This is a genomic window from Yokenella regensburgei (assembly GCF_051486985.1).
In the GTDB taxonomy this organism is placed as follows: domain Bacteria; phylum Pseudomonadota; class Gammaproteobacteria; order Enterobacterales; family Enterobacteriaceae; genus CBFFRJ01.
Genome location: NZ_JAHVDV010000018.1, coordinates 1 through 23,663 on the forward strand (window position 1 = coordinate 1; position 23,663 = coordinate 23,663).

General features: G+C 53.8%; 15 protein-coding genes and 1 pseudogene. 12 read left to right on the forward strand and 4 right to left on the reverse strand.

The features are described 5' to 3' along the window. A pseudogene (locus KXR87_RS13535) lies at window positions 1–189 on the forward strand (hypothetical protein); the annotation flags it as partial. 113 nt (window positions 190–302) lie between these two features. Here the strand turns inward: KXR87_RS13535 and KXR87_RS13540 are convergent. Continuing rightward, window positions 303–896, reverse strand: coding sequence for a YhgN family NAAT transporter (locus tag KXR87_RS13540; RefSeq protein WP_437432765.1), 594 nt, complete (start codon window positions 894–896; stop codon window positions 303–305). Window positions 897–1,058: 162 nt separating this feature from the next. Between KXR87_RS13540 and asd the strand changes: the two genes are divergently transcribed. The 6 genes from asd to glgP all read left to right on the forward strand — a co-directional run bounded on the left by asd (window position 1,059) and on the right by glgP (window position 11,879). After that, window positions 1,059–2,165, forward strand: coding sequence for an aspartate-semialdehyde dehydrogenase (gene asd, locus KXR87_RS13545; RefSeq protein WP_437432766.1), 1,107 nt, complete (start codon window positions 1,059–1,061; stop codon window positions 2,163–2,165). Between the two features lie 263 nt (window positions 2,166–2,428). Next, window positions 2,429–4,615 carry a 1,4-alpha-glucan branching enzyme gene (glgB, locus tag KXR87_RS13550; protein ID WP_437432767.1) on the forward strand — a complete coding sequence of 729 codons (2,187 nt, stop codon included), beginning with the start codon at window positions 2,429–2,431 and terminating at the stop codon, window positions 4,613–4,615. Further along, the gene (gene glgX, locus KXR87_RS13555) at window positions 4,612–6,588 is read left to right on the forward strand and encodes a glycogen debranching protein GlgX (RefSeq protein WP_437432768.1); all 1,977 of its coding nucleotides are present in this window, start codon (window positions 4,612–4,614) and stop codon (window positions 6,586–6,588) included. Before glgB ends, glgX begins: the two co-directional genes overlap by 4 nt. 14 nt (window positions 6,589–6,602) lie before the next feature. Beyond that, window positions 6,603–7,889, forward strand: coding sequence for a glucose-1-phosphate adenylyltransferase (gene glgC, locus KXR87_RS13560; protein ID WP_437432769.1), 1,287 nt, complete (start codon window positions 6,603–6,605; stop codon window positions 7,887–7,889). 90 nt (window positions 7,890–7,979) lie between these two features. Next, entirely contained in the window at window positions 7,980–9,413 is a 1,434-nt protein-coding gene (glgA, locus tag KXR87_RS13565; protein ID WP_437432770.1) for a glycogen synthase GlgA, read from the forward strand. A gap of 18 nt (window positions 9,414–9,431) precedes the next feature. Continuing rightward, complete coding sequence (gene glgP / locus KXR87_RS13570) at window positions 9,432–11,879, forward strand: glycogen phosphorylase (protein WP_437432771.1); 2,448 nt, start codon at window positions 9,432–9,434, stop codon at window positions 11,877–11,879. Between the two features lie 76 nt (window positions 11,880–11,955). Here glgP and glpD read toward each other — a convergent pair whose 3' ends face one another. Next, window positions 11,956–13,461, reverse strand: coding sequence for a glycerol-3-phosphate dehydrogenase (gene glpD / locus KXR87_RS13575; RefSeq protein WP_437432772.1), 1,506 nt, complete (start codon window positions 13,459–13,461; stop codon window positions 11,956–11,958). Window positions 13,462–13,724: 263 nt separating this feature from the next. Between glpD and glpE the strand changes: the two genes are divergently transcribed. Genes glpE through KXR87_RS13590 form a run of 3 tightly spaced genes read left to right on the forward strand, consistent with a single transcriptional unit; the run spans window position 13,725 to window position 15,720 of the window. Then, window positions 13,725–14,054, forward strand: a complete 330-nt coding sequence (gene glpE / locus KXR87_RS13580; protein ID WP_437432773.1) for a thiosulfate sulfurtransferase GlpE — start codon at window positions 13,725–13,727, stop codon at window positions 14,052–14,054. A gap of 59 nt (window positions 14,055–14,113) precedes the next feature. After that, entirely contained in the window at window positions 14,114–14,944 is an 831-nt protein-coding gene (gene glpG / locus KXR87_RS13585; RefSeq protein ID WP_437432774.1) for a rhomboid family intramembrane serine protease GlpG, read from the forward strand. Window positions 14,945–14,961: 17 nt separating this feature from the next. Then, the gene (locus KXR87_RS13590) at window positions 14,962–15,720 is read left to right on the forward strand and encodes a DeoR/GlpR family transcriptional regulator (RefSeq protein ID WP_437432775.1); all 759 of its coding nucleotides are present in this window, start codon (window positions 14,962–14,964) and stop codon (window positions 15,718–15,720) included. Window positions 15,721–15,794: 74 nt separating this feature from the next. On the opposite strand, the gene malT is transcribed toward KXR87_RS13590, so the two are convergent. Together malT and KXR87_RS13600 are read right to left on the reverse strand one after the other, a co-directional pair. Beyond that, entirely contained in the window at window positions 15,795–18,500 is a 2,706-nt protein-coding gene (gene malT / locus KXR87_RS13595; RefSeq protein ID WP_437432776.1) for an HTH-type transcriptional regulator MalT, read from the reverse strand. Window positions 18,501–18,807: 307 nt separating this feature from the next. Next, a complete protein-coding gene (locus KXR87_RS13600) occupies window positions 18,808–19,119 on the reverse strand; it encodes a hypothetical protein (protein WP_437432777.1) in 312 nt (103 codons plus the stop codon). A 16-nt stretch (window positions 19,120–19,135) separates the two neighbouring features. Between KXR87_RS13600 and malP the strand changes: the two genes are divergently transcribed. Both malP and malQ read left to right on the forward strand, forming a co-directional pair. Beyond that, window positions 19,136–21,529: a maltodextrin phosphorylase gene (malP, locus tag KXR87_RS13605; RefSeq protein WP_437432778.1), complete on the forward strand. Its 2,394-nt coding sequence runs from the start codon at window positions 19,136–19,138 to the stop codon at window positions 21,527–21,529. Window positions 21,530–21,537: 8 nt separating this feature from the next. Further along, entirely contained in the window at window positions 21,538–23,628 is a 2,091-nt protein-coding gene (gene malQ, locus KXR87_RS13610; RefSeq protein WP_437432779.1) for a 4-alpha-glucanotransferase, read from the forward strand. Window positions 23,629–23,663 lie beyond the last annotated feature (35 nt).

Here is a 23,663-nt window from a genome sequence, read left to right on the forward strand (position 1 = left end):
AAAATCGCCGCTTCGCGGTCCATGATGCTTATGTCGTCTGACTATCGGGTCGGGGACCAGCCTGCCTCCCTGCAGGCTATCCCCTCCGCCCGCTTCCCTGCGGGCGGCCCCGGTCAGCCGTCAACGCCTCATCGATTTTCAGCCGGACCTTGTCATCGCGGTGACGGTTTTATTCTCATGGGACTGTGATATCGCTGCAAAACGTCATATTTCTGGGAATTCTTCAGCCCGGCGGGAGAGGGAGCAAACACTAAAAAAGGCAACTTGCGTTGCCTTTTTGCTTTTATTCCCGTTGCTTTTACCTAGCCTTTCATCCACAGCCGGATGCCGTCCAGGAACATCTGGGTCGCGAGCATCACCAGTACCAGGCCCATCAAACGTTCCAGCGCGTTTACCCCTTTTTCGCCAAGCAAACGCAGAAACAGCGATGACTGCAGCAAAATTGCGACCGTTCCGCCCCAGGCAATCAGCAAGGCAATCACCAGATGGCTCATCTGGTTCGGGTACTGGTGTGACAGTAGCATTAAGGTAGCGAGCAACGTTGGCCCGGCGACCAGCGGAACCGCCAGCGGCACAATAAAGGGTTCTTCCCCCGCAGGCAGGCCCATGCTGCTGCCTGACTCGCTCGGAAAAATCATCTTAATGGCAATCAGAAACAGAATAATGCCACCGGAAATGGAGACGGTTTCTGCGCGCAGGTTAAGAAATGCCAGAATATTTTCACCCGCAAACAGAAAAATCAGCATCAGCGCCAGGGCGATAAGCAGCTCCCGGATCATGATCTTGCGCCGACGCTTTGGTTCGGTATGTTTCAGTACCGACATGAAAATAGGCAGGTTCCCGAGAGGGTCCATAATCAGGATCAACAACACTGCCACAGAAATGATTTCGCTCATGACTCTTACCTGTTTTGCCGCTGATTAGCGGTATTTCTGATGGCTTGCCCATCATTGATTAATTTCACTTGCGACTTTGTGTGCATTTTGTAATGTGGGCTATTAGCGCCAGTCAGGATACTGGCAAGCACAAACAGCACACACCTTCGCAGGAAATACGTTATGAAAAATGTTGGTTTTATCGGTTGGCGCGGTATGGTCGGCTCCGTACTCATGCAACGCATGGTAGAAGAGCGCGACTTCGACGCCATTCGCCCGGTCTTCTTCTCCACTTCCCAGCTCGGTCAGGCTGCTCCGACGTTTGGCGGTCAATCTGCCGGTACGTTGCAGGATGCATTCGATCTGGAAGCGTTGAAGGCCCTCGACATTATTGTCACCTGCCAGGGCGGCGATTATACCAACGAAATCTATCCAAAGCTTCGTGAAAGCGGCTGGCAGGGCTACTGGATTGATGCGGCATCATCGTTACGTATGAAAGATGACGCCATCATTATTCTCGATCCGGTTAACCAGTCTGTGATTACCGAAGGTCTGAACAAGGGTATCAAGACCTTTGTGGGCGGAAACTGCACCGTCAGCCTGATGCTGATGTCACTGGGCGGCCTGTTCGCAAACGATCTGGTTGAATGGGTCTCTGTTGCCACTTATCAGGCGGCATCCGGTGGCGGCGCACGCCACATGCGCGAACTGCTGGCGCAGATGGGTCAGCTGCATGGTCACGTGGCGGCGGAACTTGCCAACCCAGCTTCCGCTATTCTCGATATTGAGCGCAAAGTCACTCAGCTTTCGCGCAGCGGTGAATTGCCGGTTGATAACTTTGGCGTACCGCTGGCAGGTAGCCTGATCCCGTGGATCGACAAACAGCTGGATAACGGTCAGAGCCGCGAAGAGTGGAAAGGGCAGGCGGAAACCAACAAGATTTTGAGCACTGCCTCTGCAATCCCGGTTGATGGCCTGTGTGTACGTGTCGGGGCGCTGCGCTGCCATAGCCAGGCTTTCACCTTAAAATTGAAAAAAGATGTGTCGATTCCGACCATCGAAGAGCTGCTGGCGGCCCATAACCCGTGGGCGAAAGTGGTGCCGAATGACCGTGAAATCACCATGCGTGAACTGACGCCGGCCGCGGTTACCGGTACGCTGACCACCCCGGTTGGTCGCCTGCGTAAGCTGAATATGGGGCCAGATTTCCTCTCTGCTTTTACCGTTGGCGATCAGCTGTTATGGGGCGCGGCCGAGCCGCTACGCCGCATGCTACGGCAGTTGGCTTAAACTAAAATTCTTTGAAAAGGGGTGCTTGTCACCCCTTTTTTTTGCGTATTAAAGGATTCTACGCGGATATTGTTAATTTTATCGGGGGTTAGAGACAGCGTTGGCTATGCTTTAAGTTGGGTGCCTTTGCATCTTACCTGAAGGTGGGACTGAGCAGAGAGGATGCACATTATGTGCTGCGCAGTTCAGGTCAAAAAATGTGTCTCAACCGGGTGTATAACCCTCCCGGCTTTGGTGGGACACAAATAAAAAAGGATGAAACCATGTCCGTGCTTGTAGATAGAGACGTGATTAACGCGCTAATAGCAGGCCATTTTGCGGACCCCTTTTCCGTGCTCGGCATGCACCAGACGGAAGCGGGGCTGGAAGTCCGCGCATTATTACCGGATGCGACAGAAGTCTGGGTGATTGAACCCAAAACGGGTCGTAAAGTGGGCAACCTGGATTGCCTGGATTCACGTGGCTTTTTTAGTGGCGTTATGCCACGACGTAAAAACCCTTTTCGCTACCAGCTTGCCGTTGTATGGCATGGTCAGCAAAACCTCATCGACGACCCGTATCGTTTTGGTCCATTGATTCAGGAGATGGATGCCTGGTTGCTCTCTGAAGGCACCCATCTGCGGCCTTATGAAACCCTCGGCGCACACGCCGATACGATGGATGGTGTGACGGGTACGCGCTTTTCACTATGGGCTCCTAACGCCCGCCGTGTCTCTGTCGTCGGACAGTTCAACTACTGGGATGGTCGTCGCCACCCTATGCGTCTGCGAAAAGAGTCCGGCATCTGGGAGCTTTTCATTCCTGGTGCGCACAACGGTCAGCTCTATAAATTTGAGATGATTGATGCCAACGGCAAGCTGCGCATTAAATCGGATCCCTATGCTTTTGAAGCGCAGATGCGTCCGGAAACGGCCTCGATGATTTGCGATCTTCCTGAGAAGGTAGAGCAGACCGAAGCACGTAAAAAAGCCAACGAATTTGATGCACCCATCTCTATTTATGAGGTGCATCTGGGATCCTGGCGTCGCCATACTGACAATAATTTCTGGCTGAGCTACCGCGAGCTGGCCGACCAACTGGTCCCCTACGTGAAGTGGATGGGCTTTACTCACCTTGAGCTGCTGCCCATTAATGAGCATCCTTTTGACGGTAGCTGGGGCTATCAACCCACCGGAATGTATGCTCCGACCCGTCGTTTTGGCACCCGTGATGACTTCCTCTACTTTGTGAAAGCTGCCCATGCTGCCGGGTTAAACGTCATTCTTGACTGGGTACCGGGCCACTTCCCTTCAGATGACTTTGGTCTTGCGCAGTTTGATGGTACCAGCCTTTATGAGCACAGCGACCCACGCGAAGGCTACCATCAGGACTGGAACACGCTTATCTACAACTTTGGCCGTCGTGAGGTCAGCAACTATCTGGTGGGTAATGCGCTTTACTGGATTGAGCGCTTCGGCATTGATGCCCTGCGCGTGGATGCGGTGGCGTCCATGATCTACCGCGATTACAGCCGTAAAGCGGGGGAGTGGATCCCTAATGAACACGGTGGTCGTGAAAATCTTGAGGCTATTGAGTTTTTACGTAACACCAACCGTATTCTCGGTGAGCAGGTACCCGGTGCGGTGAGCATGGCGGAAGAGTCGACGGATTTTCCTGGCGTCTCGCGCCCGCCTTCAATAGGTGGGCTGGGTTTCTGGTACAAATGGAACCTGGGGTGGATGCATGACACGCTCGACTACATGAAGCTCGACCCGATCTATCGCCAGCACCATCACGACAAACTCACCTTCGGTATGATTTATAACAGCACGGAAAACTTCGTGTTGCCGCTCTCCCATGACGAAGTTGTACACGGCAAAAAATCCATTCTGGATCGTATGCCGGGTGATGCCTGGCAGAAGTTTGCCAACCTGCGCGCCTACTACGGCTGGATGTGGGCCTTCCCCGGTAAAAAGCTGTTGTTTATGGGCAATGAGTTTGCTCAGGGTCGCGAGTGGAATCATGACTCAAGCCTGGACTGGCACCTGCTGGAAGGTAGCGATAACTGGCACCACGGTGTACAGCGTCTGGTGCGCGATCTGAACCGAACCTATCGTCACCATAAGGCCTTGCATGAGCTGGACTTTGACGATTACGGCTTTGAATGGCTGGTGGTCGATGACTATGAGCGTTCGGTGTTTATTTTTGTTCGTCGTGATAAAGCAGGTAATGAAATTATCGTTGCCAGTAACTTTACCCCGGTGCCGCGTCATGGTTATCGCTTCGGTGTTAACCAGCCTGGTCGCTGGCGTGAAGAGCTGAATACCGACTCAATGCACTACCACGGCAGTAACGCCGGTAACGGCGGCGGTGTACAAAGCGAAACCATTCCTAGCCACGGTCGTGAACATTCACTCTCCATCACCTTGCCTCCGTTGTCGACCATCTGGCTGGTTCGGGAGGGGGAATGACGCTTCTGGCGGCTGGACAGGCAGCGCCGCTCGGCGCGCATGTGGCAGAGGACGGGGTAAACTTCACCCTCTTTTCCGCTCATGCGCACCGTGTGGAACTGTGCCTCTTCGATGACGAAGGCAACGAGCAGCGTGTTGATCTTCCGGCCCGAACAGGTGACGTCTGGCATGGTTTTTTGCCGAATGCAAAAGCGGGTCTGCGTTATGGTTACCGTGTGCATGGCCCCTGGGATCCCGCCGGGGGGCACCGTTTTAACCCGGCCAAGCTGGTTATTGATCCCTGCGCGCTGCGTATTGAAGGTGAGGTTAACGATAATCCACTGCTGCACGGCGGCTATCAGACCCCTGACCCACATGACAGCGCCGCGGTCGCGCCTAAATGCATCGTCGTGGATGAAGCTTACGACTGGGGGGGCGATCGTGCGCCTTCCACTCCCTGGGGCGAGACCATTATCTACGAAGCTCATGTTAAAGGGCTGACGTATTTGCATCCTGCTCTGCCTGAAGCGATCCGGGGCACCTACAAAGCCCTGGGTCACCCGGTGATGATTGAGTACTTCAAAACGCTTGGGATCACGGCCCTGGAACTGATGCCTGTCGCGCATTTTCTCAGCGAACCTCGCCTGCAGCGGCTGGGGTTGAGTAATTACTGGGGATACAACCCGCTGGGGCTGTTTGCGCTCGAACCGCGTTATGCCAGCACACCAGAGGCTGCCATCAATGAATTTCGTGATGCGGTAAAAGCGCTGCACGAGAACGGAATTGAAGTGATCCTCGACATTGTGTTGAACCATTCCGCTGAAATTGATCTTGACGGGCCGACGCTCTCCCTGCGCGGAATCGATAACCGTAGCTATTATTGGATCAGGGGTGATGGTGATTATGAGAACTGGACCGGCTGTGGCAACACGCTAAACCTTTCTCATCCGGGCGGTGTGGCGTTTGCGATCGCATGCCTCAGACACTGGGTTCACACCTTTCATGTTGACGGGTTCCGTTTTGATCTTGCGAGCGTGATGGGCAGAACGCCGGACTACAGCCCTCATGCGCCGCTGTTTGAAGCCATCAAACAGGATCCGCTGCTATCGGGGCTGAAACTGATTGCTGAACCCTGGGACATTGGTCACGGCGGTTATCAGGTGGGTAATTTCCCGCCGCCGTTTGCCGAGTGGAACGATCATTTTCGTGATGCGACGCGTCGCTTCTGGCTGGAGCAGTCGTTGTCGCTGGGCGAATTTGCCGGGCGGTTTGCCGCCTCGGGCGAGCTGTTCCGTCGCGAGGGCCGTTTGCCTTGCGCTTCCATCAACCTGGTAACGGCGCACGATGGCTTTACGTTGCGTGATTGTGTGAGCTTTAACCACAAACATAACCAGGCTAACGGCGAGGAAAATCGCGACGGTACTAACAATAACCATAGTAATAATCATGGTATAGAAGGTTTAAGCAGCAGTTTTGAGATAACAGAAAGGAGGCGAACCAGCGTCCATGCCCTGTTGACCACTCTGCTGCTTTCTCAGGGAACACCAATGCTGCTGGCCGGTGATGAACAGGGTCACAGCCAGCACGGTAATAACAACGCCTACTGCCAGGATAACGTGTTGACCTGGCTTGACTGGCAACAGGCAAACAGTGGGCTGGTGGGCTTTACCTCTGCATTGATCCATCTTCGCAAGCGTATTCCGGCATTAACGCGGAATCACTGGTGGGAAGAGGGGGATGGAAACGTTCGGTGGCTGAATAACGCGGCGCAACCTCTTAGCGCCGGTGAGTGGCAAGGTGGCTTGCATTGCCTGCAAATCCTGTTGTCCGATCGATTTTTGATAACGATCAACGGGACACCTGAGGTTGCCGAACTGGTTTTACCCGATGGGGAGTGGCGCGCCATTCCTCCGTTTGCCGGAGAGGATAATCCGGTAGTCATGGCTGTCTGGCATGGGCCCGCGCACGGAGTGTGCGTATTTGAAAGGTCATAAAAAAGGAGTTCGTCATGGTTAGATTAGAAAAGAATGATCCATTAATGTTAGCGCGCCAGCTGCCATTAAAATCTGTAGCCCTGATACTTGCAGGTGGGCGAGGGACGCGCCTGAAAGATTTGACAAAAAAACGTGCCAAGCCTGCCGTTCACTTTGGCGGGAAATTTCGCATTATCGATTTTGCCCTGTCCAACTGCATTAACTCCGGTATCCGCCGTATTGGGGTCATTACGCAATATCAGTCCCATACCCTGGTGCAGCACATTCAGCGCGGCTGGTCTTTCTTTAATGAAGAGATGAATGAGTTTGTCGACCTGTTGCCAGCCCAGCAGCGTGTGCACGGTGAGAGCTGGTATCGCGGTACTGCCGATGCGGTGACGCAGAACCTCGACATCATTCGTCGCTACGGCGCTGAATATATCGTTATCCTGGCGGGGGACCATATCTATAAGCAGGACTATTCCCGCATGCTTATCGATCATGTCGAAAAGGGTGCGCGCTGCACCGTGGCCTGTCTGCCGGTGCCTATTGAAGAGGCAAGCGCTTTTGGCGTAATGGCTGTGGATGAAAATGACAAAGTTATTGCGTTTGTCGAGAAGCCCGCTAACCCGCCGTCCATGCCTAATGACGACACCAAATCGCTGGCCAGTATGGGGATTTATGTCTTCGATGCAGAGTATCTCTACGAACTCCTGGAAGAAGACGACAAGAACGAAAACTCCAGTCACGATTTCGGTAAAGACATCATCCCGTTGATTATGAAGTCTGGCATGGCTTATGCACACCCTTTCCCACTCTCCTGCGTGCACTCGGATCCTGAGTCAGAACCTTACTGGCGCGATGTGGGAACCCTGGAAGCCTACTGGAAAGCGAACCTCGATCTTGCTTCCGTTGTGCCGGAACTGGACATGTATGACCGTAACTGGCCAATCCGTACCTATAATGAATCTTTGCCACCGGCGAAATTTGTTCAGGACAGATCGGGAAGTCACGGTATGACGTTGAACTCACTGGTTTCTGGTGGATGTGTGATCTCCGGATCGGTGGTCGTGCAATCGGTATTGTTTTCACGGGTGCGCGTAAACTCGTTTTGCAATATCGATTCTGCGGTTCTGTTACCTGAGGTGTGGGTCGGACGCTCCTGTCGCTTGCGGCGCTGCGTTATAGACCGCGCTTGTGTCATCCCGGAAGGGACGATTATTGGTGAGAATGCAGAAGAAGATGCGCGTCGATTCTACCGCTCCGAAGAGGGCATTGTGCTGGTGACGCGCGAAATGCTGCGTAAATTGCAACAAGAGTAACAGCATCGAGATAACCTTGCGCGGAAGGGGTCCGCGTGCTGTTTTTCCGCTAATGCCGGTTGAGTGTTAGCGGTTTTGACAGGAGCGAGAATGCAGGTTTTACATGTATGTTCCGAGATGTTTCCGTTGCTGAAGACCGGTGGTCTGGCAGATGTTATTGGCGCACTACCGGCGGCGCAAATCGCTGACGGCGTTGACACGCGCGTGCTACTGCCTGCGTTCCCTGATATCCGTCGGGGAGTGACGGATGCTCAGATTGTCAGCCGTCGGGAGACCTTCGCCGGTCGAATTACATTGCTGTTCGGACATTTTAATGGGGTGGGGATCTACTTAATTGACGCGCCGCATCTCTATGACCGGCCCGGCAGCCCGTACCACGACACAAATCTTTTCGCCTATACCGATAACGTCTTGCGCTTTGCGCTGCTTGGCTGGGTAGGTGCAGAGATGGCCAGTGGGCTTGACCCTTTCTGGCGGCCAGATGTGGTCCATGCTCATGACTGGCATGCCGGCCTGGCACCCGCCTATCTTGCAGCGAAAGGGCGTCCGGCGAAGTCGGTGTTCACTGTCCATAACCTGGCCTACCAGGGAATGTATTACGCGCATCATATGAGTGAAATCGGGTTGCCATCCTCCTTCTTTACCATGCATGGGCTGGAATTTAAGGGGCAGATTTCATTCCTTAAAGCGGGGCTTTATTACGCCGACCACATTACGGCCGTTAGCCCCACCTACGCGCGTGAAATTACTGAGCCACAATTTGCCTATGGTATGGAAGGACTGTTACGCCAGCGGCAGATGGAAGGTCGCCTGAGCGGCATTCTTAATGGCGTCGATGAAAAAATTTGGGACCCGGCAACAGACTTGCTGCTTACCTCGCGTTATACGAGGGATACGCTGGAAGAAAAAGCAGAGAACAAGCGCCAGTTGCAGGTTGCCATGGGACTGAAGGTTAACGACAAGGTTCCACTGTTTGCAGTGGTCAGTCGTTTAACCAGTCAGAAAGGCCTCGACCTCGTGCTGGAAGCACTGCCAGGGTTGCTTGAGCAGGGTGGACAACTTGCGCTGTTGGGCGCGGGCGATCCGGTTCTGCAGGAAGGGTTCCTGGCCGCAGCAGCAGAGCACCCGGGGCAGGTGGGTGTTCAGATTGGTTATCACGAAGCGTTCTCGCACCGCATCATGGGTGGCGCTGACGTCATTCTGGTGCCGAGTCGCTTCGAACCGTGTGGATTAACGCAACTTTATGGACTGAAGTACGGCACACTGCCGCTGGTACGGCGTACCGGTGGGCTTGCTGATACGGTGTCCGATAGCTCTCTGGAGAATTTGGCAGATGGAATCGCCAGTGGTTTTGTATTTGAAGACAGTAATGCCTGGTCGCTGCTCCGCGCGATTCGGCGTGCTTTCGTGTTGTGGTCCCGTCCTTCACTCTGGCGTTTTGTTCAGCGTCAGGCGATGGGCATGGATTTTAGCTGGCAGGTCGCCGCGCAGTCTTACCGCGACCTTTACTATCGGTTGAAATAAGCTCCTGGAATCACTTTTATGAATGCACCTTTTACTTATGCTTCACCCACGTTGAGCGTTGAGGCGTTAAAACATTCAATTGCTTACAAGCTGATGTTCACCATCGGTAAAGATCCGGTCATTGCAAATAAACATGAATGGCTGAACGCCACCTTGTTTGCCGTGCGTGACCGTCTGGTTGAGCGCTGGTTGCGCTCCAACCGTGCACAACTGTCTCAGGAAACGCGGCAGGTTTACTACCTGTCGATGGAATTTCTGATTGGCCGCACCCTTTCCAATGCCCTGTTATCTCTGGGTATCTACGATGACGTGAAAAACGCGCTGGAAGAGATGGGGCTGGATCTCGCCGAACTGATCGACGAAGAGAATGACCCAGGCCTCGGTAACGGCGGCCTGGGCCGTCTTGCGGCCTGCTTCCTGGACTCACTGGCGACGCTGGCGTTGCCGGGTCGTGGCTACGGCATTCGTTATGACTACGGCATGTTCAAGCAAAACATTGTGGAAGGGCGGCAGAAAGAGTCCCCGGATTACTGGCTGGAATACGGTAACCCCTGGGAATTTAAGCGCCACAATACGCGCTACAAAGTGCGCTTTGGCGGCCGTATTCAGCAGGAGGGGAAAAAGTCCCGCTGGCTTGAGACAGAAGAGATTCTGGCCGTTGCCTACGATCAGATTATCCCCGGTTATGATACCGATGCGACCAACACGTTGCGGTTGTGGAATGCGCAGGCAAGTAGCGCCATCAACCTGGGTAAGTTTAACCAGGGCGATTACTTCGCAGCGGTGGAAGATAAAAACCACTCTGAAAACGTCTCCCGCGTCCTCTACCCGGACGACTCAACCTATTCAGGGCGTGAATTACGACTGCGTCAGGAGTATTTCCTGGTCTCTGCCACTATTCAGGACATTTTGAGTCGCCACTTCCAGTTGCATAAAACTTACAGCAACCTGGCGGAAAAAACAGCGATTCACCTGAATGATACCCATCCGGTTTTGTCCATCCCTGAACTGATGCGTTTGTTAATTGATGAGCATAAGTTTGGCTGGGACGAAGCCTTTGAAGTGACCTGTCAGGTCTTCTCTTACACCAACCATACGTTGATGAGCGAAGCGCTGGAAACCTGGCCGATTGATATGTTGGGCAAAATACTGCCACGCCATCTGCAGATCATCTTCGAAATCAATGACTACTTCCTGAAAACCATTCAGGAGCAGTACCCGAATGATGTGGATCTGCTGAGTCGTGCTTCCATCATCGACGAGTCCAATGGCCGCCGGGTCCGTATGGCCTGGCTGGCGGTGATCGTCAGCCATAAAGTGAATGGCGTTTCTGAGCTGCACTCTAACCTGATGGTGCAGTCGCTGTTTGCTGACTTTGCAAAAATCTTCCCGATGCGCTTTACCAATGTGACTAACGGCGTCACGCCGCGTCGCTGGCTGGCGCTGGCGAACCCGCCGCTCTCGGAGGTACTGGATGAGAATATTGGTCGCACCTGGCGTACCGATCTCAGCCAGTTAAGCGAGCTGGAACAGCACATTGATTACCCTCTGGTGAATCAGGCGATCCGTCAGGCTAAGCTTGAGAATAAGAAGCGCCTGGCATCGGTGATTGCGCAGCAGCTGAACGTAGTGGTAAACCCGAAAGCGCTGTTCGACGTGCAGATCAAACGCATCCATGAATACAAGCGCCAGTTGATGAACGTGCTGCACGTTATCCTGCGCTACAACCGTATCAAGGCCGATCCGAAAGCGGCGTGGGTGCCGCGCGTCAACATTTTTGCCGGTAAAGCCGCGTCCGCTTATTACATGGCGAAGCACATCATTCATCTCATCAATGACGTGGCGGCGGTTATCAATAACGATCCTGAGATTGGCGACAAGCTCAAGGTGGTCTTCATTCCGAATTACAGCGTCAGTCTGGCGCAGGTTATTATTCCGGCGGCAGATCTGTCTGAGCAAATTTCGCTGGCGGGAACGGAAGCGTCCGGCACCAGTAACATGAAGTTCGCGCTCAACGGTGCGCTTACTATTGGTACGCTGGATGGGGCAAACGTTGAGATGCTGGAGCACGTAGGTGAAGACAATATCTTTATCTTCGGCAACACGGCGGAAGAGGTCGAAGCGTTGCGCCGTCAGGGTTATAAACCTCGTGAATACTACGAGCAGGATGAAGAGCTCCATCAGGTATTGACACAGATTGCGACCGGGCTGTTCAGCCCTCAGGATCCTGGCCGTTACCGTGACCTGGTTGATTCCCTGATTAACTTTGGCGATCACTATCAGGTGCTGGCTGATTTCCGCAGCTATGTGGATTGCCAGGACAAGGTTGATGAGCTCTACCGCACGCCGGAGGAGTGGACCACCAAAGCGATGCACAACATTGCCAACATGGGCTACTTCTCTTCAGACCGTACCATCCAGGAGTATGCCGATAAGATCTGGCATATTGATCCGGTGCGGTTGTAAAACAAAAACCCGGTAGCACAGGCTTACCGGGTTCTGAACAGAGATTATTAAGCCGGGTTAATCCCCGGCTTTTTTATTACGAGGCCAGTGACAGCTCGGTTTTGCTATGGCGGGTCAGCCATTGCGCTACGCGGGACTGCTCGTCGGCATTCAGCCACATGCCGATTTTTGTCCGGCGCCAGAGAACATCGTCGAGGCGACGAACCCACTCATGCTCAACCAGGTAGCGCAGTTCGGCTTCGTATAACTCATGGCCGAAATGCTCACCCAACTCCTCAACCGTCGTTTTATCTTTGAGAATAAGTTCGCTGTTACTGCCGTAGGTACGGGCAAAGTGACGGGCCAGAGATTCCGTGATGAACGGGTAACGGCGGCGCAGTTTCGCGGCGTAGTCATCGCGATCGCCTTCGATTTCCCCGCCGGGCAGAATACTGCTTTTCGTCCACGCCGGACCAATACCCTGATAATACGTCGCCAGTTTTTCCATCGCATGCTCGGCGAGCTTACGGTAGGTCGTGAGTTTACCGCCGAAGACGGAAAGCAAGGGTGCTTTACCCGCTTCGTCGTGGATATCGAGGGTATAATCACGGGTAATTGCCTGCGGTGAGTCAGACTCATCGTCACAAAGGGGACGTACGCCGGAGTAGGTCCAGACGATATCCTCACGTGAAAGCGGCTTCCTGAAGTGGGCGTTATAGGCTTTCAGCAGATAATTGATTTCGCTTTCATCAATTTCCACCTGTTTCGGATCGCCCTGATATTCCACATCGGTAGTACCGATTATTGAGAACTCATCCATCCACGGAATGACGAACACAATGCGTTTATCTTCGTTTTGCAGGATATAGGCCTGTTTTTGGGTATGCACACGCGGTACGACGATATGGCTCCCCTTAATCAGGCGGATACCGTACGGCGACGGCAGATGCATACCATCATCGAAGAATTGTTTGACCCACGGGCCGGTCGCATTCACCAGACCGCGCGCCTGCCAGCTAAATTTTTCTCCGGTGTCGACATCTTCAGCTTCGACAATCCATAAACCATTTTCACGCCTTGCGGAGGTTGCGCGGGTACGTGTTAAGACCTCGCCGCCTTTTTTAACGACCATCTGCGCATTCGCAACCACCAGACGCGCATCGTCCACCCAGCAATCAGAATATTCGAAACCGCGCACGATTTCGGGTTTAAGAACCGAGTCTGAGTCAAAACGCAACCCCTTCGAGCCTGGCAAACTGGTGCGTTTACCCAGGTGGTCGTACATAAACAGACCGATTCGAATCATCCACGCCGGGCGCAGATGGGGGCGATGCGGTAAACGAAAACGCATCGGGAAGGCGATGTGAGGGGCCATCTTCAACAATACTTCACGTTCGGCCAGGGCTTCGCTGACCAGACGGAATTCATAGTGTTCCAGGTAGCGCAGGCCGCCGTGGATCAGTTTTGAGCTTGCGCTCGAGGTGGCACAGGCTAAATCCTGAGCCTCCAGCATGAGCACGGAAAGACCACGCCCGGCGGCGTCTGCCGCGATCCCGGCACCGTTGATGCCCCCGCCAATGACAATCAGATCTTTGGTTTCCATGCTGCCCTCACGTACTTTCGTTAAAGCTCATAAATGTTCGATATCGCTCATAATAGCAAAAGAACGCGCAATTGGTAACATCAAAAAAACAATTTAGAGTGATATGCATAACATAATGGCGTTTATCTGCCGGGTGGACGTAAAATGAGCGTCATACTACGTGCAACCCTTGTCTCTTCACCCGACCTCCCACCCTGGCGGGGCGAGAAGAGAGCCGGGGCAGTTTTGGCACGATTTACCTGCAATGTCTGAAAGAGAGTCTTATGGATCATTTTGTTTGTATAAACGTTGAAGAAACCCACCAGAAGCTGCAGCAGAAGAAAGCGGTGCTGGTTGATATACGGGATCCTCAAAGCTTTGCCATGGGCCATACGCCAGGAGCTTTCCATTTGACCAATGACACCCTGGGGACCTTTATGCAGGAGACGGATTTTGAAACGCCGGTCATGGTGATGTGCTACCACGGCAATAGCAGCAAAGGGGCCGCGCAATATCTGCTTCAGCAGGGCTATGACACCGTATTCAGTGTGGATGGTGGATTTGATGCCTGGCATCGCCATTTCCCGGCGGAAGTTGCTCACGGAACGCTATAGGGATAGCGCGTTCTGCCGCTATACTGTCCTCTTTTCCAGGGACTAAGCGACCACCTTCCATGTTGATGATCACCTCCTTTGCTAACCCGCGTGTCGCCCAGGCGTTTGTTGATTACATGCAAACCCAGGGCGTTATTCTGACCATTCAGCAGCATGAACAAAGCGATATCTGGCTGGCAGACGACAGTCAGGCTGAGCGGGTGAGGGCAGAGCTGGCTCGCTTTATGGAAAACCCCGGTGACCCGCGTTATCTTGCGGCGAGCTGGCTGTCCGGGCAAACCAGCAATGGCTTACGTTACCGAGGATTTCCGCTGCGGGCAGCCTTACAGGAGCGTGGTGGGCCGCTGACTCTTTTCATTTTTGCCGCCTGCATACTGATGTTTATTTTGATGAACGTCATCGGCGACCAGACGGTCATGGTCTGGCTGGCCTGGCCGTTCAACGAGGCGGTTCAGTTTGAAGCCTGGCGCTACTTCACCCACGCCATCATGCATTTTTCACTGGTTCATATCATCTTTAACCTGTTCTGGTGGTGGTATCTTGGTGGCACAGTCGAAAAGCGGCTGGGTGGTGGCAAGCTGCTGGTGATAACCCTCATCAGCGCCTTACTGAGTGGATTCCTGCAGTTCAAACTTTCTGGACCCTGGTTTGGTGGATTATCGGGCGTGGTGTACGCCCTGATAGGTTATGTCTGGCTTCGGGGTGAACGCGACCCGGAGCGCCCGGTTTCACTCCCTCGTGGGCTGGCTATTTTCACTGTGGTGATACTGGTTGCCGAATGGTTTGGCGTATCGGCAATGAACAGCGCCACCGGCGCGCATACGGCCGGGTTGCTGATTGGCCTTGCGATGGCGCTGGTCGATACAATGAATGCGCGAAAACGAACATAATTTCCCAGAGACTATTCATGAAACAAACACAACGTCATGACGCAATCATTGAACTGGTTAAAGTACAGGGATATGTCAGCACGGAAGAGCTGGTAGAACAATTCGCCGTGAGCCCGCAGACCATTCGCCGTGACCTGAACGATCTGGCGGAACAAAATAAGATTTTGCGCCATCACGGGGGAGCGGCCTTGCCCTCCAGCTCGGTGAATGCCTCCTGGCACGATCGTAAGGCTACCCAGACGGCGGAAAAAGAGCGCATTGCGCGTAAGGTCGCCAGTCAGATCCCTGACGGGGCCACACTCTTTATCGACATCGGCACCACCCCTGAAGCGGTGGCGCACGCGCTGCTCGACCACAGCAATTTGCGGGTGGTCACCAATAACCTCAATGTCGCTAACACGCTGCTCAAAAAAGAGGATTTTCGCGTCATCCTGGCAGGCGGAGAGCTGCGCAGCCGTGACGGTGGTATTGTGGGTGAGGCAACGCTGGATTTTATCTCCCAGTTCCGCCTCGACTTCGGCATTCTGGGGATAAGCGGCATCGACGCGGACGGGTCGCTGCTGGAGTTTGACTACCATGAAGTGCGCACCAAGCGGGCAATCATCGAGAATTCACGCCACGTTATGCTGGTGGTGGATCACTCGAAATTTGGCCGTAATGCGATGGTCAATATGGGAAGCATCAGCATGGTCGATACGGTATATACCGATACCCCGCCGCCACCTGGCGTGATGCAGGTATTAACCAGCAACAACATCCAGCTTGAACTGTGCTGATGTGACTTCGGGCGCTTATGGCCCCCTCTTCCGGTGGGAGAGGGGGACGGGGAGGGCATCAGGTGAAAGGGGAGTTAAACGCCGTATCCCATCATTTTCAACAACCGCTGAGCATGCTGAACGGCATCCTGACGATGGGCCACGCCCAGTTTCTGATACAGGTTGCGAATATGGGTTTTGATGGTGGTTGCCGCCACGGCAAGTTCACCGGCTATTTGCTCATTGCTGTAGCCTGAATAAATCAACCCCAGCACCTGCCATTCACGTTGGGTAAGCGGGCTGGTGCGAATCAGCTCCGGGACCTCCGGGTGAGTAAGCAGACGTTCCACAAAATTTTCATCAAAATGGGCAAACTTGTGACGATGATGCTGGTTAATGTCGCGAAGAATGCGCTGGGCGCGATGTTGATCCAGTTCCGGCAGGGTATTGAGCTGAATAAGCTGACGCAGTTGCTGCGCCATGGCCTCACCTTCGATAACAAAATGGCTGATAAACCCGGTACGATTAGCCAGTTGCAGGGCCTCCAGCAGCACACGCTGCGCATCGTTTTTACGACCGGCTTGCCAGTAGAGCTGATTGAGCAGAAGCAGGTTACGGTTAAGATCGCTCATCAGGCGCAGGCTGCGCGCGTTCTCATTTAGCTCTTCCAGTACCATCTCAGCCGGATCAAAATCGCCAAGCAGAATCTGTGCCCTGGCAATGTTGCGCCACTGCCCCTGCAGGAAGTGGTTGTTGGCAAACTCCGGTTTTGGTGTCTGACGCAGCCATTGCGCCGCCGCTTTTTTGTCGCCCACCATCTGCCAGTAAATCACCCGGACTTTATCGGCATTCGACACCCAGTCACTGTGATACTGACCGTTGCCGAGTAAATTTTCGAGGCGATGGAGGTGGCTGCGGGCATTGTCCAGGTCGCCTCGGGCCAGTGAGTTTTGAATCACCAGGGCAAGGCACTGCAACTGCTGCTGGGGCTGATAGGAAGCCAGTACCTCCATCCCCTGACGGGCTGCGGCTTCTGATTCGTCAAGACGTGCCCATGCCCAGAGTAACTGCGCGCGGATGCGCAGCAGGAACTCATGCATCGGCAACTGCTCAAGATGCTGCTCGCGCACCAGCTGGAACCCTTTTTCCTGCGTCTCCCAGGCGGCCTGCAAAAAGCCCTGCGCAAACAGAATTTCACTCTGCTGGATAAGACTCCACAGAGCGTAATGCCAGACATCATGACGACGCGCCATCTGCTCTGTTTGCTGCATCAGAGGCAGAGAGTTGGCCAGCAGCCCTTTACAGTGCAGTACTTCACCGTGTACCGAGGTGGCTACGATCCGGCTGTAATAGTTGGCAAGCGGCAGCTCTTCCAGAGCCACCATCGCCAGACGTTCAGCTTCGACGGCGTCTCCATCGTTAATGGCCACCTGTGCACGCAGCGCGTTGAAATCGCCGTGCAGCGAGGCATCCATCTGGGTGGTCATCTCTTGCTCAGCCCTGGCCAGCAGCGTATTCACCTCGCTGTAGCGATGCTGGCTTTGCATCAACCAGGCCTGGAGTAACACCAGCCGTGGGTTTTCAAGCAGACTTTCCCACGGCAGCGCTTTGAGCGAGGCCTCCAGCAGGCCAAGTTCACTGTGGTTGAACAGACCCCACGCGTGATGCAGCAGAATGTCACGCAGCATGGTGCCGTCACCCGCCGCCAGCGCATGATGAATGGCTTCACTCGGGAACCCTTGCGCCATCCAGCTTTCAGCCGCCGCGCGGTGAATTTCTGGCAGTTCCGTTGCCAGTTCCCACTGGCAGCGCTGGCGAAGGAAGTTACCGAACAGGGGGTGATAACTGAACCATTCGCCGGAATCGTCCATTCGCTGTAAAAAAAGCCCCTGACGCTCAATCTCTTCCAGCCGCATCTGCCCGTTTTCTTCGCCCGTAACGCGCACGATTAACGCGTCATTCATTGAGCGTAACAGCGCGCTTTTAAGTAAAAACTGACGGGTTGCGGTGTCTACGTTGTCCAGAACTTCATCGACCAGATAATCCGACAGATGGCTGGCATTAATGCCGGCCAGGCGGCGAGCAGACTGATGGGCCGCCCCGTGGTTCTGGCGGACGGAGAGTGCAATCAGCTGGAGAGCCGTGGCCCAGCCTGCCACATCATCGCACAGGCGCCCGCTCTCAGCGGCCTCAATCGGTGAGGCGAGGCGACAGTCAAAGAACTGTTTAGCCTCCTGATGCGTGAAGGCAAGTTGTTGACTGCCGATCTCAAGCAGTTGCTCACGCACACGCAGGTTAGCAATGCCGAGCTGGGGCAGGTTACGGGAGAGCACAATCAGAGTGAGATTTTCAGGCTGATGGCGCAGGAAAAAACGCATCGCATCATGGATAACGGGATTGGTGATGAGATGGTAGTCATCAATCACCAGATATAGCGCACGCTGCCACTGTGCAAGTTCAATAAAGAGTTGCGCAAAGAGGGAGGAGAGGCTGGCGTACTGGCGCTTTTGCGCCATCACTTCACTGCTCACACAATGCCCGCCGGTTGCCTGCTGAATAGCGGCAATAAAATAGCTGGCAAATCGCTCTTGTTGGTTATCGCCCTCATCAAGAGAAAACCAGCCGACATCGTTTTTACCTGATGCCCACTGAGAAATGAGCGTCGTCTTTCCATAACCTGCCGGGCTTGTGATGAGCGCTAGCCGAAAATTGTTCGCGCCGGAAAGTTTAGCCAGCAGCCGATCGCGAACGACGGTATGGTCGAGGCGAACCGGGCGACTTAATTTAGACGGAATCAGCATAGTTATCACTTCACTGTGAGGACAAAGGGGGTAAACGATTTTTTTTGCGCTTCGTAATTAATATTAATAAGGTCGGATAAATCCGCATTTATTGCAAGTTATGTCCATATCTAAGGATTGTGAATTTGCGCTATGTCACATTTCTAAATTGTTAGTGAATAAATTACCCGCACCCGAGGCCGCGAGTAGTGCAGGCAGTACACCTGTGGTATGGGGGAGAATGAGAGAAATATTTAATGTTGAGATAGCGCTTACTGACATTATTTCGAGGGATTTACATCAGGCAGCACAAATAGCAAAAAAAGCTTTAGCTTTTCCTGAAATTTATTATTTTCTCAACGCAATTCATAATTACGATTAATTTATCGTGAAACAACATTTCATTCTTCTGGCACGCTTTCCCTTTATGTTTTATCACCTTTTCAAATGTCGCCGGGTCAGTGAGCGGTCGGCCTGAAGCAACAGCTTGATAAATGTTCAAAAAAGCAGCTAACTTTAAGTGGCAGAGATCACACTTTTCGCTCATCCCTGCTACTCCTCCCTGTGGATTCCCTGGCAGGATGAGGACGCCATTTAATGAGCCTGGCACACTAGCGCTAACGTTGTTTTCTTCACTCACAGGATCCGAATTCTTTATGTCAAAGCCTACGTTTAACAAAGCGCAATTCGAAGCGGCCCTGACACGTCAGTGGCAGCATTTTGGCCTGCATGCTGCGCATGAAATGACGTCCCGCCAGTGGTGGCATGCGGTCAGCGGCGCGCTGTCAGAGCTGCTGGTGGCGTTGCCACAGACGAAGCCGTCGGCTGAACAGCGCCATGTTAACTACATCTCGATGGAATTCCTGATTGGTCGCCTTACGGGTAACAACCTTCTGAACCTGGGCTGGTATCAGGAGGTGCGCGCTATTCTCCAGGAGCATGGGCAAAACCTTAGCGACCTGCTGGAAGAAGAGACCGATCCTGCGCTGGGTAACGGTGGGCTGGGACGCCTGGCAGCCTGTTTTTTGGACTCAATGGCTACTGTGGGCCAGTCTGCGACGGGCTATGGACTTAACTATCAGTATGGGCTGTTCCGCCAGTCTTTCGATGAGGGGCATCAGAAGGAGGCGCCAGATGACTGGCATCGCCGCAGCTACCCGTGGTTCACTCATAATGAGCAATGGGATGTGCAGGTAGGCATCGGGGGCAAAGTCAGTAAAGAAGGGCACTGGACGCCTGGTTTCACGCTGGTGGGCGAGGCCTGGGATTTGCCGGTTCTCGGTTACCTTAACAGCGTGGCGCAGCCGCTGCGCCTGTGGCAGGCGACCCATGCGCATCCGTTTGACCTGACCAAATTCAACGATGGCGATTTTCTTCGCGCCGAGCAGCAGGGTATCGACGCTGAAAAACTGACCAAAGTACTCTACCCGAATGATAACCATCAGGCGGGCAAAAAGCTGCGCTTGATGCAGCAGTACTTCCAGTGCGCCTGCTCGGTTGCCGATATTCTTCGCCGTCATCACCTGGCGGGGCGTCACATTAGCACGCTGGCGACGTATGAAGTGATTCAGCTCAATGATACCCATCCGACTATCGCCATTCCTGAACTTCTGCGCGTACTACTCGATGAGCATCAGATGAGCTGGGATGACGCCTGGGCAATCACCAGTAAAACTTTTGCATACACTAACCATACGCTGATGCCTGAAGCGCTGGAGTGCTGGGACGAAAAACTGGTCAAAGCATTACTTCCGCGCCATATGCAGATAATCAGGCAGATCAATGACCGTTTCAAAATGCTTGTGGCGCAAACCTGGCCTGGTGATGAGGCCGTCTGGGCTAAGCTGGCAGTTGTGCATAACAAGCAGGTTCGTATGGCAAATATGTGTGTCGTCGGCGGCTTTGCCGTGAACGGCGTGGCTGCGCTCCACTCGGATCTGGTAGTTAAAGATCTCTTCCCGGAATACAACCAGCTATGGCCAGGTAAATTCCATAATGTGACCAATGGCATTACGCCACGCCGCTGGATCAAGCAGTGCAACCCGGCGCTGGCCGCATTGTTAGATCACACCCTGAATAAAGAGTGGGCTAACGATCTTGATCAGCTTATTCATCTGGAAAAATTTGCTGATGATGCAGAATTCCGCGCGCAGTACCGCGCCATTAAACAGCAGAATAAATACCTGCTCGCAGAATTTGTTAAACATCGCACTGGCATTGAGATTAATCCGCACGCCATCTTTGATATTCAGATCAAACGGCTGCATGAATATAAACGTCAGCATTTAAACCTGCTGCATATTGTGGCCCTGTATAAAGAAATTCGTGAAAATCCTCAGGCCAATCGTGTGCCGCGCGTCTTTTTGTTTGGCGCGAAAGCAGCACCGGGTTATTACCTCGCAAAAAATATTATTTACGCCATCAATAAAGTGGCGCAGGTCATCAATAATGACCCGGCAGTGGGTGACAAGCTGAAAGTGGTCTTCCTGCCGGATTATTGCGTGTCGGCGGCGGAACGCCTGATACCGGCGGCAGATGTCTCTGAACAGATCTCTACTGCGGGTAAAGAGGCCTCCGGCACCGGCAACATGAAGCTGGCGCTGAACGGTGCGCTCACCGTCGGCACGCTGGATGGGGCGAACGTTGAAATTGCCGAACAGGTCGGCGACGAGAACATCTTTATTTTCGGCCACACCGTGGAAGAGGTGAAAGCACTGAAGGCCAAAGGCTACGATCCGGTGAAGTGGCGCAAAAAAGACAAACAGCTCGATGCCGTACTAAAAGAGCTTGAGAGCGGTAAATACAGTGACGGTGATAAGCATGCCTTTGACCAAATGTTGCACAGTCTGGGCAAGCAGGGGGGCGATCCTTACCTGGTACTGGCAGATTTTGCCGCCTATGTTGATGCACAAAAGCGTGTAGATGCGCTATACCGTGATGAGGAGGCGTGGACCAGAGCAGCCATTCTGAACACTGCACGTTGTGGAATGTTCAGCTCGGATCGCTCGATTCGCGATTATCAGACCCGTATCTGGCAGGCAAAACGCTAAGGGAAAGCATGGTGAGTAAACGTCTTGAAAGTGCCGCGCTGGCAGCGGGTATTAGCCCGGATTTTATCAATGCGCATGGCAAACCGCAGTCTATCGGTGCTGAAACCAAACGGCGTTTGCTGGAGGCCATGCACCCCTCTACGGTAGCCGCCTCTGCAGTAACCCCGGTGCCTCGTGTGCTGGTATTTACTCAGGGGAAAAGAAAAGCGCTGCCCGTTGAAGGCGAGGGGCATTTCGACTGGAACATTACAACGGAGCAGGGTTTACAGCTTCGCGGAGGGGTTGAGGGCGGTAAAAAACTTACGCTACCGGCAAAATTACCGCAGGGCTACCACACGCTCACCCTTCGTCGGGGTGAGCAGCGCTGGCACTGCCGGTTGATTGTCACGCCGGCACGCTGTTTTGAACCGCAAGCGCTGCTGGAAGGCAAGAAACTGTGGGGAGCCTGTGCGCAGCTTTATACCCTGCGCTCAGAAAAAAACTGGGGTATTGGTGACTTCGGCGATTTGAAAGCCATGCTGGCTGAGGTGGCACATCGCGGAGGCGCTTTTATCGGTCTTAACCCGATTCATGCCCTTTATCCGGCCAATCCTGAAAGCGCCAGCCCCTACAGCCCTTCGTCCAGGCGCTGGTTGAACGTTATTTATATCGACGTCAACGCGGTGGAGGATTTTCAAACCAGTAAAGCGGCGCAGGCGTGGTGGGCGCTTCCCGATACACAGGCCTCGCTGAACGCCGCCCGCGATGCAGAGTTCGTGGATTATTCCGCGGTAACGGCACTGAAGCTTGAAGGGTTGCGCCTTGCCTGGAAGCAGTTTTCCACGCGTGGCGCTGACGATGAGGCCCGCACCGCCTTCAACAGTTTCGTTAAGCAGGAGGGCGAAAGCCTCTACTGGCAGGCGGCATTTGATGCCCTGCATGCAAATCAGGTCAAAGAAGACCCGTTACGTTGGGGCTGGCCCGCCTGGCCTGAAGCGCTCCGCTCTACGGACAGCCCTGAGGTTAAGGCGTTTTGTAAGGAGCATGCGGACGAGGTTAATTTTTATTTATGGCTGCAATGGCTCGCCTGCATCCAGTTCGCCGCGTGTTGGGATACCAGTCAGGATTTCGCGATGCCGATAGGGCTTTACCGCGATCTGGCGGTTGGCGTTGCAGAAGGCGGGGCGGAAACCTGGTGCGACCGGGAGCTGTACTGCCTGAAAGCTTCTGTCGGCGCCCCCCCTGACATTCTCGGTCCGCTGGGCCAGAACTGGGGGCTGCCACCGATGGATCCCCATATTACCGCCGCGCGAGGTTATGAACCCTTTGTTGAATTGTTGCGGGCGAACATGAAAAGCTGCGGCGCATTGCGTATTGACCACGTGATGTCGATGCTGCGTTTGTGGTGGATACCCTATGGTGAGACGGCGGATCAGGGCGCTTACGTGCAGTATCCGGTGGATGACCTGCTTTCTATCCTGGCACTGGAAAGCCAGCGCCACCGGTGTATGGTGATTGGCGAAGATCTGGGGACGGTGCCGGTAGAGATCGTAAGCAAGCTGCGTGACAGTGGAGTCTACTCCTATAAAGTGCTCTATTTTGAGAACGACCATGAGAAGCATTTCCGGGCGCCGCAAGCCTGGCCGGTGCAGTCAATGGCTGTTGCGACTACGCACGATCTGCCAACTTTACGTGGTTACTGGGAGAGTGGGGACCTGACGCTGGGTAAAACCCTGGGGCTTTACCCGGATGAGGTTGTGCTGCGCGGTTTATTCAAAGACCGCGAACTGGCAAAACAGGGGCTGCTTGATGCGCTTCATCAGCACGGTTGTCTGCCGAAAAAGGTGGGCCACAAGGCTTCTCGCATGCCGATGACGTCGCTTTTAAACCGCGGTATGCAGCGCTACATTGCCGACAGCAACAGTGCGCTGCTTGGCCTGCAACCGGAAGACTGGCTGAATATGGCCGGGCCGGTGAATATTCCCGGCACCAGTTATCAGTACAAAAACTGGCGGCGAAAGTTGTCCACTTCACTTGAGAAGATGTTTAGCGATGAGAGCGTGAACAAACTGATTAAGGACCTGGATAAACGCAGAAGGGCAGTCGGGAAGAAAAGATAAAAAAAGAACCCACTTCGGTGGGTTCTTTTTTTCTG